The organism is Vibrio sp. 1-1(7), from assembly GCF_013048485.1.
In the GTDB taxonomy this organism is placed as follows: domain Bacteria; phylum Pseudomonadota; class Gammaproteobacteria; order Enterobacterales; family Vibrionaceae; genus Vibrio; species Vibrio fujianensis.
In genome coordinates, this window is sequence record NZ_VHSP01000002.1 from 258,932 (window position 1) to 273,181 (window position 14,250).

The 14,250-nt window shown below is 43.5% G+C and carries 16 protein-coding genes; 13 read left to right on the forward strand and 3 right to left on the reverse strand.

The annotated features are described in order from the left end of the window. Positions 1-15: 15 nt before the first annotated feature. The 9 genes from srlA (FKN05_RS09235) to FKN05_RS09275 all read left to right on the forward strand — a co-directional run bounded on the left by srlA (FKN05_RS09235) (position 16) and on the right by FKN05_RS09275 (position 6,146). A complete protein-coding gene (gene srlA, locus FKN05_RS09235) occupies positions 16-564 on the forward strand; it encodes a PTS glucitol/sorbitol transporter subunit IIC (protein ID WP_099610996.1) in 549 nt (182 codons plus the stop codon). 12 nt (positions 565-576) lie between these two features. Then, a complete protein-coding gene (gene srlE / locus FKN05_RS09240) occupies positions 577-1,563 on the forward strand; it encodes a PTS glucitol/sorbitol transporter subunit IIB (RefSeq protein ID WP_157928686.1) in 987 nt (328 codons plus the stop codon). Between the two features lie 12 nt (positions 1,564-1,575). Beyond that, positions 1,576-1,941 carry a PTS glucitol/sorbitol transporter subunit IIA gene (locus tag FKN05_RS09245; RefSeq protein ID WP_161427044.1) on the forward strand — a complete coding sequence of 122 codons (366 nt, stop codon included), beginning with the start codon at positions 1,576-1,578 and terminating at the stop codon, positions 1,939-1,941. Between the two features lie 62 nt (positions 1,942-2,003). Beyond that, entirely contained in the window at positions 2,004-2,783 is a 780-nt protein-coding gene (gene srlD / locus FKN05_RS09250) for a sorbitol-6-phosphate dehydrogenase (RefSeq protein WP_099610999.1), read from the forward strand. A gap of 88 nt (positions 2,784-2,871) precedes the next feature. Then, entirely contained in the window at positions 2,872-3,225 is a 354-nt protein-coding gene (locus FKN05_RS09255; protein WP_099611000.1) for a transcriptional regulator GutM, read from the forward strand. Positions 3,226-3,306: 81 nt separating this feature from the next. Continuing rightward, positions 3,307-4,083 (forward strand): glucitol operon DNA-binding transcriptional repressor SrlR, encoded by a 777-nt coding sequence (gene srlR / locus FKN05_RS09260; RefSeq protein WP_099611001.1) that lies wholly within the window; start codon positions 3,307-3,309, stop codon positions 4,081-4,083. Between the two features lie 158 nt (positions 4,084-4,241). Beyond that, positions 4,242-4,802 (forward strand): PTS glucitol/sorbitol transporter subunit IIC, encoded by a 561-nt coding sequence (srlA, locus tag FKN05_RS09265; RefSeq protein WP_170887368.1) that lies wholly within the window; start codon positions 4,242-4,244, stop codon positions 4,800-4,802. Beyond that, positions 4,799-5,779 (forward strand): PTS glucitol/sorbitol transporter subunit IIB, encoded by a 981-nt coding sequence (gene srlE / locus FKN05_RS09270; RefSeq protein WP_170887369.1) that lies wholly within the window; start codon positions 4,799-4,801, stop codon positions 5,777-5,779. Before srlA (FKN05_RS09265) ends, srlE (FKN05_RS09270) begins: the two co-directional genes overlap by 4 nt. Positions 5,780-5,786: 7 nt before the next feature. Next, positions 5,787-6,146, forward strand: a complete 360-nt coding sequence (locus FKN05_RS09275; protein WP_161431108.1) for a PTS glucitol/sorbitol transporter subunit IIA — start codon at positions 5,787-5,789, stop codon at positions 6,144-6,146. Between the two features lie 86 nt (positions 6,147-6,232). Here FKN05_RS09275 and glpT read toward each other — a convergent pair whose 3' ends face one another. Then, positions 6,233-7,603: a glycerol-3-phosphate transporter gene (gene glpT / locus FKN05_RS09280; protein WP_170887370.1), complete on the reverse strand. Its 1,371-nt coding sequence runs from the start codon at positions 7,601-7,603 to the stop codon at positions 6,233-6,235. Between the two features lie 389 nt (positions 7,604-7,992). Beyond that, positions 7,993-8,916, reverse strand: a complete 924-nt coding sequence (locus tag FKN05_RS09285) for a LysR family transcriptional regulator (protein ID WP_161427828.1) — start codon at positions 8,914-8,916, stop codon at positions 7,993-7,995. A 130-nt stretch (positions 8,917-9,046) separates the two neighbouring features. On the opposite strand from FKN05_RS09285, the gene FKN05_RS09290 reads away from it, so the two are divergent. The 3 genes from FKN05_RS09290 to hemB all read left to right on the forward strand — a co-directional run bounded on the left by FKN05_RS09290 (position 9,047) and on the right by hemB (position 12,098). Further along, the gene (locus FKN05_RS09290; protein WP_170887371.1) at positions 9,047-10,306 is read left to right on the forward strand and encodes an adenylosuccinate synthetase; all 1,260 of its coding nucleotides are present in this window, start codon (positions 9,047-9,049) and stop codon (positions 10,304-10,306) included. 100 nt (positions 10,307-10,406) lie between these two features. Continuing rightward, positions 10,407-10,622 (forward strand): DUF3820 family protein, encoded by a 216-nt coding sequence (locus FKN05_RS09295; protein WP_099611006.1) that lies wholly within the window; start codon positions 10,407-10,409, stop codon positions 10,620-10,622. Positions 10,623-11,117: 495 nt separating this feature from the next. Beyond that, entirely contained in the window at positions 11,118-12,098 is a 981-nt protein-coding gene (hemB, locus tag FKN05_RS09300) for a porphobilinogen synthase (protein WP_212752268.1), read from the forward strand. A gap of 286 nt (positions 12,099-12,384) precedes the next feature. Here hemB and FKN05_RS09305 read toward each other — a convergent pair whose 3' ends face one another. Then, positions 12,385-13,326 (reverse strand): LysR family transcriptional regulator, encoded by a 942-nt coding sequence (locus FKN05_RS09305; protein ID WP_245868758.1) that lies wholly within the window; start codon positions 13,324-13,326, stop codon positions 12,385-12,387. A 108-nt stretch (positions 13,327-13,434) separates the two neighbouring features. Here FKN05_RS09305 and budA point away from each other — a divergent pair, with 108 nt between their 5' ends. Beyond that, positions 13,435-14,220 (forward strand): acetolactate decarboxylase, encoded by a 786-nt coding sequence (budA, locus tag FKN05_RS09310; protein WP_099611008.1) that lies wholly within the window; start codon positions 13,435-13,437, stop codon positions 14,218-14,220. Positions 14,221-14,250: the final 30 nt, after the last annotated feature.

Genomic DNA, 14,250 nt, shown 5'->3' on the forward strand with positions numbered 1-14,250 from the left:
AATGAGGGTCTAAAGATGGAATGGATAATTCACGGTGCGGAATGGTTTATTGGGCTGTTCCAAAAAGGGGGCGATGTCTTCGTTAGCATGGTAACAGGAATACTGCCATTGCTGATTGCGTTGCTCGTGGCAATGAACGCATTAATTCAATTTATAGGGCAAGAGCGTGTTGAACGTTTGGCGCAGCGCAGTGCAGGAAACCCGATATCTCGTTATTTCGTGTTACCTGTTATCGGTACATTTATTTTTTGTAATCCGATGACACTGAGTCTTGGGCGATTTTTACCTGAACGTTACAAACCTTCCTATTATGCAGCGGCATCATACAGTTGCCACTCGATGAATGGGCTCTTCCCACATATTAATCCAGGCGAATTGTTTGTTTATTTAGGTATTGCGAGTGGGTTAACGACATTGGGTTTACCGCTTGGTCCTTTGGCGGTGAGCTATTTACTGGTTGGGATGATCACGAATTTTTTCCGCGGATGGGTTACTGATTTCACCACCATGATGGTTGAACGGCAACAAGGTGTTCAACTTGAAAGTGAAGTTCATTTCAAATAGAGGAATAAGATAATGAATTACATTCAAATTGAAAAAGGTAATGGTGGTTGGGGTGGCCCTTTACGCTTACCGATTGAACCCAATAAAAAAATTATTTATATCACCGGTGGCACACGTCCCAGCATTGTCGATAAGCTAGTCGAGCTAACTGGATGGGAAGCGGTCGATGGTTTTAAAACCACCATTAGTGATGATGAAATTGGTGTGGCCGTGATCGATTGCGGTGGAACCTTACGTTGTGGGTTATATCCTAAAAAACGTATTCCTACCATCAACATTCATTCCACTGGTCAAAGTGGCCCTTTGGCACAATTCATTACTGAAGATATTTACGTCTCTGGTGTTAGAGATAAAAATATCTTTTTATATCAAGGCGATGATGTAAGTGCTTCGACGGTCACTCACGACCTTAGTCAACCAGAAGCAACTCAGAATAAATTTGATACCAGTAAAAAGCTGACGCAACAAAGTGATGGATTACTGGCCAAAATTGGTATTGGGATGGGGTCAGTTATGGCGGTCTTTTTCCAAGCGGGTCGAGAAACGATTGATACCGTTTTAAAAACCATTTTGCCTTTTATGGCCTTTGTTTCGATGCTCATTGGAGTGATTATGGCGTCAGGGCTTGGCGATCTTATCGCTCATGCGTTGACTCCCTTGGCTCAGAACCCACTCGGATTGATCACCTTAGCGCTGATTTGTTCCTTTCCTTTACTGTCTCCCTTTTTGGGCCCGGGTGCGGTGATTGCCCAAGTCATCGGTGTATTAGTGGGTACCCAAATCGGGTTAGGTAATATTCCACCGCAATTAGCGTTACCTGCGTTATTCGCAATCAATGCGCAAGCGGCCTGTGACTTTATTCCTGTGGGCTTAGGTTTGGCTGAAGCGAAACCGAAAACGGTTGAAATTGGTGTGCCTTCTGTTTTGTATTCCCGTTTTCTGACAGGGGCTCCCACCGTCATGCTCGCTTGGTTTGTTTCAATGTTTATTTATCAATAAGGAGACGAAGTGATGTCTGCCCTTTATCAAGTACAAGTTGAACGAATTGGTGCTTTTGCTTATGAAGCTTTAGAAGATGACATGATGATTATCTTTAGCCAAATCGCACCACAAGATGCTGCCGATTACTGTTTTATTCATAGTCACGATACGTTGAAAGCGCCGATTGAAGCTGGCTACACCTTAATGATTGGTCAGCAACGTTATCCCATTACCTCGGTTGGTGAGGTGGTGAACCAAAACTTAGCTGAACTAGGGCACATCACGATTCGTTTTGATGCGCTAGCGCAAGCTGAGTATCCCGGTTGTCTTCATGTAGATGGGCAGAAACCAACACAAATCATCTGCGGAGAACAGATCACCTTTTTTAAGTCGTAACGTTTTGTTAGTTAAAGTTTTTATATCGTAAGTAAGATGTCAAATAAAAGTTGGAGTGAATCATGGATAAAGTAGCATTGGTGGTAGGTGGTGGCCAAACTTTGGGTGAGTTTCTATCTCGAGGGTTAGCCGCTGAAGGCTATACCGTTGCCGTCGCTGATCTGAATGAGTCGAATGCATGCTCGGTTGCTGAGCAGATTTGTCAGCAATATGGTGACAATAAAGCGATGGGCATTGCCGTAGACGCCACTCAAGAAGCGAGTGTTTGCCATATGGTTCATCAAGTTGATGAGGCGTTTGGACGAGTTGATCTTCTGGTCTATAACGCGGGAACCGCAACCGCGGCTAAGATTGATCAATTTCCCCTCGATGCATGGCAGCTTTCGATTAATGTGAACCTGACCGGCTATTTCTTATGTGCTCGAGAAGTCGCTAAAGTGATGATTAGAGAAGGGCGAGGCGGTCGGATTATTCAAATCAATTCGAAGTCTGGTAAAGTGGGTTCAAAACATAACAGTGGTTATTCTGCGGCGAAATTTGGTGGGGTAGGGCTAACGCAATCATTGGCGTTAGATCTTGCTGAACATCAAATTACCGTACATTCTTTGATGCTGGGGAATTTATTAAAAAGCCCGATGTTTCAGTCTTTGATTCCTCAGTATGCCAAGAAATTGGGAGTGGCAGAGTCTGAAGTGGAACAAATTTATATTGATAAAGTGCCATTAAAAGCGGGTTGTGATTATCAAGATGTACTGAATGTCTTGACCTTTTATGCCAGCGATAGTGCGGCTTATTGCACTGGACAATCCATCAATATTACCGGTGGACAAGTGATGTTTTAATCCTTCCCCCAGGATTTTAGCGTCAATATGCTTCTGAAGTCATTGGGCAGGCTTTGCTTGCCCCTTTTTTTAAATGAGGGCAACGAATATGGATGAGACAACATGGTTAATCGTATTAGCTTTATGTGCTTGGGGTGGCCAGATTGCGCTGGGTTTTTTGCAAATTAGAGCATTCAATAGGATGCTGCAATCTCTTGCAAAGCGAGGACAAGTGAAAATAGGTAAAACTCGCAGTCGCTGGAAACCTAGAACCATTGTGGTCTTCGTTGAAGATGAAAGTCACCGCATTATTGACGCCAAAGTGATGCGGGGAGTCACAATTTTTGCCAGACCCAAATCGCTGCCTGATTTAATAGGTTTAAGCTCACCGATTAACCGTGAGCAAGTGATGCACTTAGATAAACCGTTACAAGAAGCGATAAACGTCGCATTTTCAAACTAATCGGCAACACTGTGGGCTTATCTCTTTCAATGTGAAAATTTAATGTTAAACTAATCACAGTATAACCGTTAAGTGAATGATATGAATCTAGATAATAGAAGAGAACAGTTACTGCAGTTTTTGCGTCGTCATGGCAAGACATCGGTCAATGAGTTGGCGAAAATTTTCAAAACATCAGGAGCAACCATTCGTAGTGATTTACGATCATTAGAAGAAGAAGCTTTGGTCATTCGTCGTTATGGGGCTGCTGAAGCTTGTCAAACGCCCTTTATTCATGGTGAAGATCGTTCCATGGATGAGAAGCAGACAGTGAATTTGGAAATGAAATGCCAAATTGCTCAAATGGCGGCTAGCCTGGTTCATGAAGGCGAGTCAATCATTTTAGACTGTGGCAGTACAACCTTACAAATGGTGCCACACTTTGAGCGGTTAACGTCGTTGACCCTGATGACGAACAGTATGCATATTGTTAATGCGATGGCAGATTTAGATACCGAACATACTGTACTTATGCCCGGGGGCACTTATCGACGTAAATCCGCTTCCTTTCATGGTCAAGTGGCCGAACGCGCGTTTCAACATTTTTCCTTTGATAAGCTTTTTATTGGTGCTGATGGTTTTGATTTAACACAAGGAACGACTACATATAATGAAGCTTATCAGGTTAGCCAAGCCATGTGCCAGGCTGCTAGCCAGATCATTGTCGTGACTGATTCTAGTAAATTTGGCCGTCGCAGCCCGAATGTTGTGGTGCCTTTAGAAAAAATAGACATACTCATTACCGATCATAGAATTTCGATAGAAGATGTCCACTCACTTGAAAAACAAGGAATTAAAGTGATTTGTGTCGGTGAGTAGTGGCCTATGAAACGATAGTCGATTTTAGTGATTTTTCACTGTTCGTTTTTTGAAATGAAAATTTGTGGTGATGAAATTCACGATTTTCTCTTTTACCTCTTTTTTAAATGATCAATAAGAGAAACACTCTGTATTCGGTCATTTGATGGGTGTGGTAAATGGATTGGATTCTTATCGGTGCAGATTGGTTTATTGGTTTATTTAAAAGAGGAGGAGAAGTGTTCACCGATATGGTGACCAATATACTTCCCTTACTGGTTTGCTTGCTTGTTGCAATGAACGCGTTCACTCGCTTTTTGGGGCCAGACAAAATTGAACGACTGGCGCAAAGAAGTGCTTCAAATCCTCTTTCTAGATATTTGCTGTTGCCGACGATTGGCACTTTTGTGTTTTGTAATCCGATGGTATTAAGTTTAGGATGTTTTCTTCCAGAAAAATATAAACCCTCCTTTTATGCTTCCGCTTCCTACAGTTGCCATACAATGAATGGCATGTTTCCTCATGTTAACCCGGGTGAGCTATTTATTTTTCTTGGCGTCGCTGCCGGTGTGACCCAACAGGGATTGTCGTTGGGCCCATTAGCCATTGCTTATCTACTCGTTGGCGTAGTGACCAATTTTTTCCGAGGTTGGGTGACCGATTTTACCACTGCTTGGGTGGCTAAGCAGCAAGGGGTGGAATTAAGTGATCAGGTGAATATCAGTGAGAAGCCAGAATGACAATACTTGAGGTAACCTCTGGAAAAGGAGGATGGGGTGGCCCACTCTATATTCCGGTTGAAACACATAAAAAAATTGTTTACATCACCGCAGGTGTCAAACCGGCATTCATTGAGGAAATCGTCACTTTAACAGGCATGGAAGCCATCGACGGGTTTCAACATTATGTTGAAGAGCGTGATATTGCCTGTGTGGTGATTGACTGTGGTGGCACGCTACGTTGTGGTTTATACCCTAAAAAAAATATTCCAACCTTAAATATTCATGCGACGGGTAAGAGTGGCCCATTGGCCCAATATATTAACGAACAAATTTATGTATCTTCTGTCACGTCCGGGTGCTTTAGATTAGTGGACCAGGCTGCATCATGGTTCGTTGAAAAGCAAAATGAGCAGAACGTTTCTACTCATCATGACTTCGATACTGACCGTAAGTTATCAGAGCAGAGTGATGGTTTAATCGCTAAAATCGGTATGGGCATGGGGTCGGTCATGGCGACCTTTAATCAGGCCGGACGAGAAACGATAGACACCGTCTTAAAAACATTACTCCCTTTTATGGCTTTTGTGTCCATGCTTATTGGGGTCATTCTCGCCTCTGGCTTAGGTGACCTGATTGCGCATGGTTTAGCACCATTAGCCAGTCATCCGTTGGGGTTAATTACCTTAGCATTAATTTGCTCTTTTCCGTTGCTTTCGCCATTTTTAGGGCCAGGAGCTGTGATTGCTCAAGTTATTGGGGTGTTAATCGGCACGCAAATTGGAATGGGGACTATCCCTGCTCACCTCGCATTACCCGCCCTTTTTGCTATTAATGCTCAGGCGGCCTGTGATTTTATCCCTGTCGGCCTTGGCCTTGCCGAAGCTAAACCGGAAACAGTACGAGTAGGGGTGCCTTCTGTGCTCTATTCTCGCTTTTTGACTGGGGCTCCTACCGTATTATTGGCTTGGGGCTTCTCCTATTTCATTTATCAGTGAGGTAGTTATGTATCAATTTATTGCGAGTATCGCGGGTGTGGGTGAGCACGCTTATGACGCGCTGGATGATGATATGATGATTCTATTTGGCATAGAAGCACCGCAAGAAGTGCAAGACTACTGTTTTTTGATTCGTCGTCATAGCTTATTAGCGGCAAATATCGATCGGCAGAGTACCCTGATGATTGGAGAGCGAGCCTATATTGTGACATCAGTAGGAGAGTTGGCGAATCACAACTTAGCGATGTTAGGACATGTCACATTAAAATTTGATGGTCAGCCTACCCCTGAATTACCGGGTACCATTCATCTGTTAGGGCCGAAATTATCTCAAGTTAGACCCGGGGAGACGCTTATTTTTGGTTGATGAGGTGATCGTTGAGCACTCGATAAGTCAACAGAGAAAACAAAGGTCGCTGACAGAATAAAGCGACCTTTGCGTATACAGCTAGCCTAAAGGGTCGCTGTTTTTATCTCGTTTTCCTCTTTTTGTTTGTGGTAGGCGCGTTCACCAATGAAAGCGTAAAGCAAACAGAGAATGGAAACGATGCATGAGCCGGTTAGGATAAAAAATCCTCCGTCCCAACCAAAGTGGTCTACGGTATAACCTAAGATAGCATTAGCTGCAACCGCGCCACCTAAATAACCAAATAAACCGGTTAGGCCTGCGGCGGTTCCTGCGGCTTTTTTAGGCGCTAATTCTAACGCATATAGACCAATAAGCATGACCGGGCCATAAATTAAGAACCCAATAGCAATCAGTGCAATCATATCAACCATAGGGTTACCCGGTGGGTTAAACCAGTAAACCAATACGGCTAAAGTAACCAGTGCCATAAAAAGAATGCCGGCAGGTGCTCGGCGACCTTTAAACACTTTATCGGAAACCCAACCACACAGAAGTGTGCCGGGGATGCCTGCCCATTCGTAGAGAAAATAAGCCCATGAAGATTTATTGACCGTGAACGCTTTGGCCTCTTGTAAATAAACAGGAGCCCAATCTAAAACACCATAACGGATGAGATAAACAAACGCATTCGCAATGGCAATCGCCCACAACAGTTTGTTATTTAAAACATATTTTAAGAAAATCTCTTTTGCCGTCATCTCATTCTCATGAGATTGATCATAATTTTCAGGATAGTCGTTTTTATACTCTTCAATTGATGGTAAACCGCACGACTGAGGAGTATCACGCATGGTTAACCAAATAAATATTGCGACTAATACGGCGAAAAAAGCAGGTACGTAAAATGCTGTGCGCCAGTCATCATGAAATAGCCACAAGCCAAAAATAAAAATAGGGCCAATTAATCCACCACCAACGTTGTGTGCAACGTTCCAAACAGAAACCAGTTCTCCCCGTTCTTTGCGAGACCACCAGTGAACCATGGTTCGTCCACAGGCGGGCCAGCCCATTCCTTGGAACCAACCATTTAAAAAGAGTAAGATGAACATGGCAGTGATGCTGCCCGTCGCCCATGGCATAAAGCCAAAACAGAACATGACGAGCGCGGAGAGTAATAAGCCTGCACTTAAAAAATAGCGTGGATTGGAGCGATCAGAAACACTGCCCATCAAAAACTTTGATAGCCCATAAGCGATTGATACAGCAGCCAAAGCAATACCAAGCTCACCGCGACTAAAGCCTTGTTCAATCAGGTAAGGCATAGCAAGGCTAAAGTTTTTACGTACTAAATAATACCCCGCATAGCCGACGAAAATTCCGATAAATAGCTGCCAACGTAGCCGTGAATAGGTGCTATCTATCCGCTCTTTTGATAGTCGCTCAATATGAGCTTGTGGTTTAAAGATCCCAAACATAGTCGCCTCGTATAGTCATTAAATTGCTGGGAGAACACTTACGCAACTGAAAATACGCTTCCTTTTCGTACCATCCATCCGTGGTTTTTAATCAGCTAAAATTGTTGAACGAAATATAAAATGCTTCGTTCGAAACTTTGTGGTAATTCTATTTTTGTGAGGAGTTATTTCTGTGACCGCTGAGAGGTTAAATTTATTTTACGAAGTAAATAAATAACTATTTCAGTATATTGTGACTTAAATGAGGTGGCGTATATCTTTTTATTCCATTAAACACAGCAGTGGAACTGCACCCGCATAACACGATAGTGTGTGTTCAAACGAATTTTAATGTGATGGTGAAATCATCATTTTTGATTAATATCGAACAAAAATTCAACAGCGTGAGTTTAGCGAGTCAACGGTTGCGATTTTTGAATTTCTTCATCCACCCACACTAATAACTGTTTAATGGCACGAGATAATCGCTGATTTTGTCGCACGATATAGCCCAAGCTGGTGGTGGAAAAATCAGGAAGAGGTGTAATGGTGGTCTTTAGTTGGCGTTTGGGATTGACAGAGAACGTTGGAATAATCGCTACGCCAAATCCAGCTTCAGCCCAATCAATTTGTGCATCAACACTGCCCACCTCCATGATTCGATAGTTAGGCAAATGCAGTTGTGGAAGTGCGACATCAATCAGCTCTCGGGTTCGAGTATCATGACCCAATAGAATCAAGGTTGGTTCATCGGTGGTTCGCTCTTGATGTTGATCGTCTTTGTGAAGTAATGGGGAATTGGCAATTGCTTGCCATTTTTGTAAACCATTTCCTAACGCACACCATTCAACCTGACGCAGTTTGGTAAAGTGAATGGGAGATTCTTCTTTTTGTGCGATCACGAATCCTAAATCGGCTTTAGCACTTTTGACCAGTTCAGCCGCTTGAGAAGACGTGGTGTTAAATAAAGAGAGATCGATACCTGGGTAGTGTTGACGAAACTTCTGGAAAGGGCCGATCAACAATAACCGGGAAATAATGTCACTGGCAGCTATCGTCAGCGTTCCTTGATGCAGATCATTAATCGCATTGAGATCAGCCTGACAAACTTGTAGCTCCAGTAGTGTTTTTTCTGCACTGATCAGTAAGCGCTCGCCTGCTTGAGTTAAGCGAAAGGGATTTCGTTCAACTAGTTTAACTCGGGTTACCTGTTCTAACTGTTTAAGATGCAGGCTGACATTGGGTTGAGTCATATGTAGCGCTACTGCTGTTTTGCCAAAGTGCTGATATTTAGCCAAGGTTACGAAAGTATTTAACCAGTTGAAATCAAGCATGATGGCTCCGTGCATTTTACTTAGGGTTATATCGATATGATTTTCTTATTGGCATTATAATAATAATTAATTTTTCTTATTTCAATATTGAGCATAGGATGAGCTTTATTGCTTTTAAGGAGAGTAAATTATGTCGTCTATTGTTGTCGTTGGTGCGAACTGGGGTGATGAAGGTAAAGGTCGTATTGTTGATTATTTAGCAGATCAAGCCTCAGCCAGTGTTCGCTTTCAAGGCGGAAATAACGCCGGTCACACCGTAGTGAATGAATTTGGTACGTTTAAATTGCACCAACTACCGAGCGGCGTATTTAACCCAGATTGTTTAGCGGTACTTGGCCCAGGCATGGTAATTAGCCCTGAGCTATTAGCACAAGAAATGGCAGAAGTTGAGCAGTCTGGTGTGCCATTGCGTTTAGCCATTTCAGACCGAGCTACGCTATGTTTACCTCTACATGCCCTAGAAGACTCACTAGAAGAAGCTCGATTAGCTGATCGCGCCTACGGTTCAACTCGTCAAGGTATTGCACCGGCTTATGGTGATCGAGTGATGAAAAAAGGCATTTTAGTCGGTTGGTTAAAACAACCAGACGTGCTACAAGAGCGTATTCAATTTTGGTTAGATTGGAAATTACCGCAGCTTAAAGCGCTTTATCCAAGCTTTGAATTTAGTCAAAGTGCCGCTGAGATGACCCAATGGTTACTTGACGTGTCAAAACCTTGGTTGGATGCAGTCTGCAATGTCACCGTACCGCTTAAAGCGATCCAAGCTCAAGGGGGGCACTTACTGTTTGAAGCGCAACTAGGGGCTGGTCGTGATTTAGTTTATGGGGAATATCCTTGGACTACCTCTTCGAATGTGACTTCCGCTTATGCTGGTCTCGGCGGCGGTTTACCAGCGTTACGTCCTGAACGTGTGGTTGCGGTTGCGAAAGCTTTCAGTTCATCTGTGGGTACCGGCACCTTAATCACTGCGATGGAAGAGCAAGATGCCTTCCGTGAAAAAGCCAATGAATTTGGTGCAACAACCGGTCGCCCACGTGATATGGGTTATTTTGATGCGGTAGCAACGCGTAATGGGGTTGAGCTACAAGCGGCAACCGAAGTGGCACTGACTAAAATTGATTGTTTAACTGGGTTGGCCGATCTAAAAATTTGTATCGGTTATGAAGGTAACCACAGCGAAAACCCAATTTGGCCACAAACCGCACAATTAGCCCCTATTTATGAGCAAATGGAGAGCTGGCAAGAAGATATTACCGGTTGCCGCACATTTGAGAGTTTACCGATTGCTGCACAAAAATATGTACAGCGTATTGAAGCGCTGCTGGGTGTTCCCGTCTCCATGATTTCTGTGGGGCCTGAGCGTGAGCAAATGATCTTACGCGGTTAATCGGGATCTTTTAAGCAACTAAGTCTCCCGCAGAGCTTGCTTTGCCTGGGAGACTTTTTGTATTCTAATTTTTCTGTGCGTTACCGAGCTTGGTTCATCGATGTTAGAAAAAGAAAATCTCATCAAATTGGCCAGAATGCCGATGCCTTTTGGTAAATATGCTGGAAGAGCGCTGATTGATTTACCTGAAGAGTACTTATTATGGTTCGCTAATAAAGGCTTTCCGGAAGGGGAATTAGGTCAGTTATTGCAGCTTTGCCTGGCATTAAAAATCGAAGGGTTGGACAGTGTGGTTAAACCCTTACAACGAATGTGATTGATGGGAGCAACCGTAAATTTTTAGCTCTTCAATTTACTAACAGTATCCGGGTGACTGAAAGAAGAACGAACGGTAATTCTTAATCCAGCATTAATTGCACTTCATCATTGACTCAAACTTCGGCCAACACAGGTAATTTTCCCCGGAATTCTGTCTCGATCAAATGCTGCTATGGCTTGTTGTCTGATAACGTAAGATCCATCAAGCATAATTAATAGTACAGGTTTTGCGGTATCAAGGTATTTCAATGGTGGCTTTTCTTCGAAGTGAAGGCGTTAGCGGACTGTGTGACCAGTTTGGTCGATCGAAGGTTAGGTTTATAGAGGGCGAACCAACGACACCGAATCCAGTATGTTCTCATGCGTGTATAAATCATCACGTTTGCCAGAAGGCGGATATCCACAGTCTAAACGTTACCTCTTGGGAAACGGTGAGCGTCAACCGGAGCTAACGAACCCTTGCATCAATTAACTTAAATGAGGATATGATATTTTGAATACTGCCCCAACACGACGACTGAGACGTCTCCGCAGTTCCGAAGCTATGCGAGATTTATTACGAGAAACTCATGTGCAGCTAGGCGATTTAATTCACCCTATATTTGTCGAAGAGCATATAGAGCAAGCAGTGCCAATTTCTACTCTACCTGGGATAAGCAGAATCCCTGAATGTCATTTAGCGGATGAGGTTCGAGAACTTCATGCGTTAGGTATACGTTATGTGATGCCTTTTGGAATATCTCACACTAAAGATGCGCAAGGAAGCGATACATGGAATGAGCATGGTCTACTTGCACGTATGATTAAAATAATAAAGTCTGCTGTGCCAGATATGATGGTCATCCCGGATATTTGTTTCTGTGAATATACTGATCATGGGCATTGCGGAGTCATAAAAAATAGTAAAGTGTGTAACGACCTTACGGTTGAAAACTTAGTCAAGCAAGCTTTAACCGCAGCCCAAGCGGGTGCTGACATGTTAGCACCATCAGCAATGATGGATGGTCAAGTAAAAGCGATTCGTCTCGGTCTTGATGCCGCTGGTTATCATGATGTGGCAATTTTGGCCCATTCAGCAAAGTTTGCTTCTTCGTTTTACGGGCCATTTAGAGCGGCAGTAGATTGTGATCTCAATGGTGATAGGAAAGGCTATCAACTTGACTATGCCAATGGTCGACAAGCTTTACTCGAAGCTTCTCTTGATGAAGCTGAAGGCGCTGATATTCTTATGGTTAAACCGGGCACACCTTATTTAGACGTTCTCTCCCGCTTAAGACAAGAGACTCATTTACCGCTAGCGGCTTATCAAGTAGGTGGTGAGTATGCGAGTATTAAATTTGCGGCTCTGGCCGGCGCTCTCGATGAAAAACGAGTAGTGAACGAAACTTTTATTGGGCTAAAACGAGCGGGAGCTGATTTCATTGTCAGCTACTACACCAAGCAGTATGCGACATGGTTAAGTGAAGAAGATTAGCTGAGTATTTTACTATAATTTCAATAATTTCAATAATTTCTCTGCTGTACTAAGACTGTGGGCTAAGGGAATGATCTTCGTCCACAATTATTTCATTTTCAGAGTCGGTAAATTCGCATTCAAGCGTTTAAAGCCTTAAGGTACTTTTTCTAATTTAATCGGATTGAGTTAGTCCAATAGCACTAACGGATTTTGAAGCTGCAGGGGTGCTGGCTACGTTCAATCACATCGCCTGTCTATGCTCATGGGGATGATGAGCCATCCGTGGCTCTCACCAAAGGCCAGCCTACGGCTGTTCAAATTTTTCACTCACTTGCTGCCGACCTGCAACTCCACGTTGTTTAGGGATAGAACTGTTCATACATCGAATACTGTGACTAATTAAGGGATGATGATGATGGCTATTCCATACTAATGCGACCTGACTGACAAAAGGCATGTCGTTAAGATGTTGTATAACGACGGATTGATCGAGATGCTCAGTTAAAGATAACGGTACAATGGCGATACCAAAACCGGCTTGTGCCATGGTAATCGCGGTGCGTAGTTGTGGTGTGGCGTAAGGCCGAGCAATATGTACCTCAGCATTGTGTAACGCTGCCTCAATACGGTCGTACAACGCAGGACCTGTATCACGGGGAAACATCAACACATTTTCATGATGTAACTGAGCTAAATAAATGCTTGAGTGGACGGCTAAATGATGACTGACTGGGGTGACAGCGACAAAAGGATCATCAAATAAGATCAGTTGTTTGAGTGACTCACTGGCATAGCAAGGTAAACGCAGAAAAGCCAGCTCTAGACGCTGTTGTTTAAGTAACGTAACCAGCTCGGGCATTGAGTGTTCAACGGCAATTAAATGGAGAGTTGGGCACTGTTCATGCAATTGGCGGATATTCTCTAAAACGCTACGACTGCTCGCTGTTGAGGAGGCAAACCCGATGCGTAACTCTTGTTTTTCACCGCGCGCAATTTGTTCTAACTTTCGCTGACAGCACTCAACCTCTTGCAAAATGTGCTGCGCATCATGATAAAACTCTTCCCCAGCGGCAGTAAGTTCAACTCCGCGAGATAAACGTTTAAATAAGGCAATGCCTAACTCATCTTCTAATTTTTTGATCTGTTGACTCAGCGGTGGTTGGGCCATGCCCAACTGTTCAGCCGCGCGGGTAAAATGCTTAGCCTTAGCAACCGCGACAAAATATTTCATATAGCGAAATTCCATGGTTCATCCATATTTTTTTTATATCAAAATAAATCTTTTTTATATTGGATTTGTTGTGCGCATGAAGTCAATCTAAATATACGCTTTGGTTCATATTAGGGTTGAATGATGCAACGTTTTATCTCTGCGGTCTGTTCTTGTCCTCAGCAGATTGCACAACAATTTTCTCACTATCAGCAAGGCTCAGGAGAAGGAGAAATTTATCAAACTTCGCTGATGAGCGGCTTAATTGCCGGTGTTTATGAAGGTTCAACAACCATTGCCGAACTGCTTAAACACGGAGACTTCGGATTAGGGACATTTAATCAATTGGATGGCGAATTGATCGCTTTTGATCGTCAGGTTTTCCAACTGCACGCCAATGGTTCCGCGCATCCTGCTCAACTTGATCAAAAAACGCCGTTTGCGGTGTTTACTTTCTTTAAACCAGACATTGAATTACCCATTAATGACACGTTAACCCGTCAGGAAGTGCATCAGCTTATCGATCGCTTGGTGCCTAGTGACAATGTATTTTGCGCGATTCGGCTTGAAGGGGATTTTCCATTCGTCCAAACCCGCACCGTTCCTAAACAGCAGCGCCCTTATCGGCCGATGCTCGAAGCAATCAAACAGCAGCCCATGTTTCATTTTGAACATCAATCGGGGGTGATGGCGGGGTTTCGTAGCCCACGATATACCACGGGGATTAATGTCCCCGGTTACCATGAGCACTTTATTGATCAAGCGAGAACAGGGGGCGGTCATGTTCAAGATTATGTCGTTGCGTCGGGTTTTTTACAAATCGGTCGTGTGTCGCGCTTAGTGATTGATATGCCGGTATCAAGTGAGTTTCTTGGTGCTGATTTGATGCCAAAAGATCTTCATTCCGCCATCGAAGCGGCTGAAAAATAATCCACCATTCTGTCAGTCAAAAAGGAAAGG

Coding starts and splice junctions, on each gene's coding strand:
- srlA (WP_099610996.1), top strand. CDS start 16: ATGGAATGGATAATTCACGGTGCGGAATGGTTTATTGGGCTGTTCCAA.
- srlE (WP_157928686.1), top strand. CDS start 577: ATGAATTACATTCAAATTGAAAAAGGTAATGGTGGTTGGGGTGGCCCT.
- FKN05_RS09245 (WP_161427044.1), top strand. CDS start 1,576: ATGTCTGCCCTTTATCAAGTACAAGTTGAACGAATTGGTGCTTTTGCT.
- srlD (WP_099610999.1), top strand. CDS start 2,004: ATGGATAAAGTAGCATTGGTGGTAGGTGGTGGCCAAACTTTGGGTGAG.
- FKN05_RS09255 (WP_099611000.1), top strand. CDS start 2,872: ATGGATGAGACAACATGGTTAATCGTATTAGCTTTATGTGCTTGGGGT.
- srlR (WP_099611001.1), top strand. CDS start 3,307: ATGAATCTAGATAATAGAAGAGAACAGTTACTGCAGTTTTTGCGTCGT.
- srlA (WP_170887368.1), top strand. CDS start 4,242: ATGGATTGGATTCTTATCGGTGCAGATTGGTTTATTGGTTTATTTAAA.
- srlE (WP_170887369.1), top strand. CDS start 4,799: ATGACAATACTTGAGGTAACCTCTGGAAAAGGAGGATGGGGTGGCCCA.
- FKN05_RS09275 (WP_161431108.1), top strand. CDS start 5,787: ATGTATCAATTTATTGCGAGTATCGCGGGTGTGGGTGAGCACGCTTAT.
- glpT (WP_170887370.1), bottom strand. CDS start 7,603: ATGTTTGGGATCTTTAAACCACAAGCTCATATTGAGCGACTATCAAAA.
- FKN05_RS09285 (WP_161427828.1), bottom strand. CDS start 8,916: ATGCTTGATTTCAACTGGTTAAATACTTTCGTAACCTTGGCTAAATAT.
- FKN05_RS09290 (WP_170887371.1), top strand. CDS start 9,047: ATGTCGTCTATTGTTGTCGTTGGTGCGAACTGGGGTGATGAAGGTAAA.
- FKN05_RS09295 (WP_099611006.1), top strand. CDS start 10,407: ATGTTAGAAAAAGAAAATCTCATCAAATTGGCCAGAATGCCGATGCCT.
- FKN05_RS09305 (WP_245868758.1), bottom strand. CDS start 13,326: ATGGAATTTCGCTATATGAAATATTTTGTCGCGGTTGCTAAGGCTAAG.
- budA (WP_099611008.1), top strand. CDS start 13,435: ATGCAACGTTTTATCTCTGCGGTCTGTTCTTGTCCTCAGCAGATTGCA.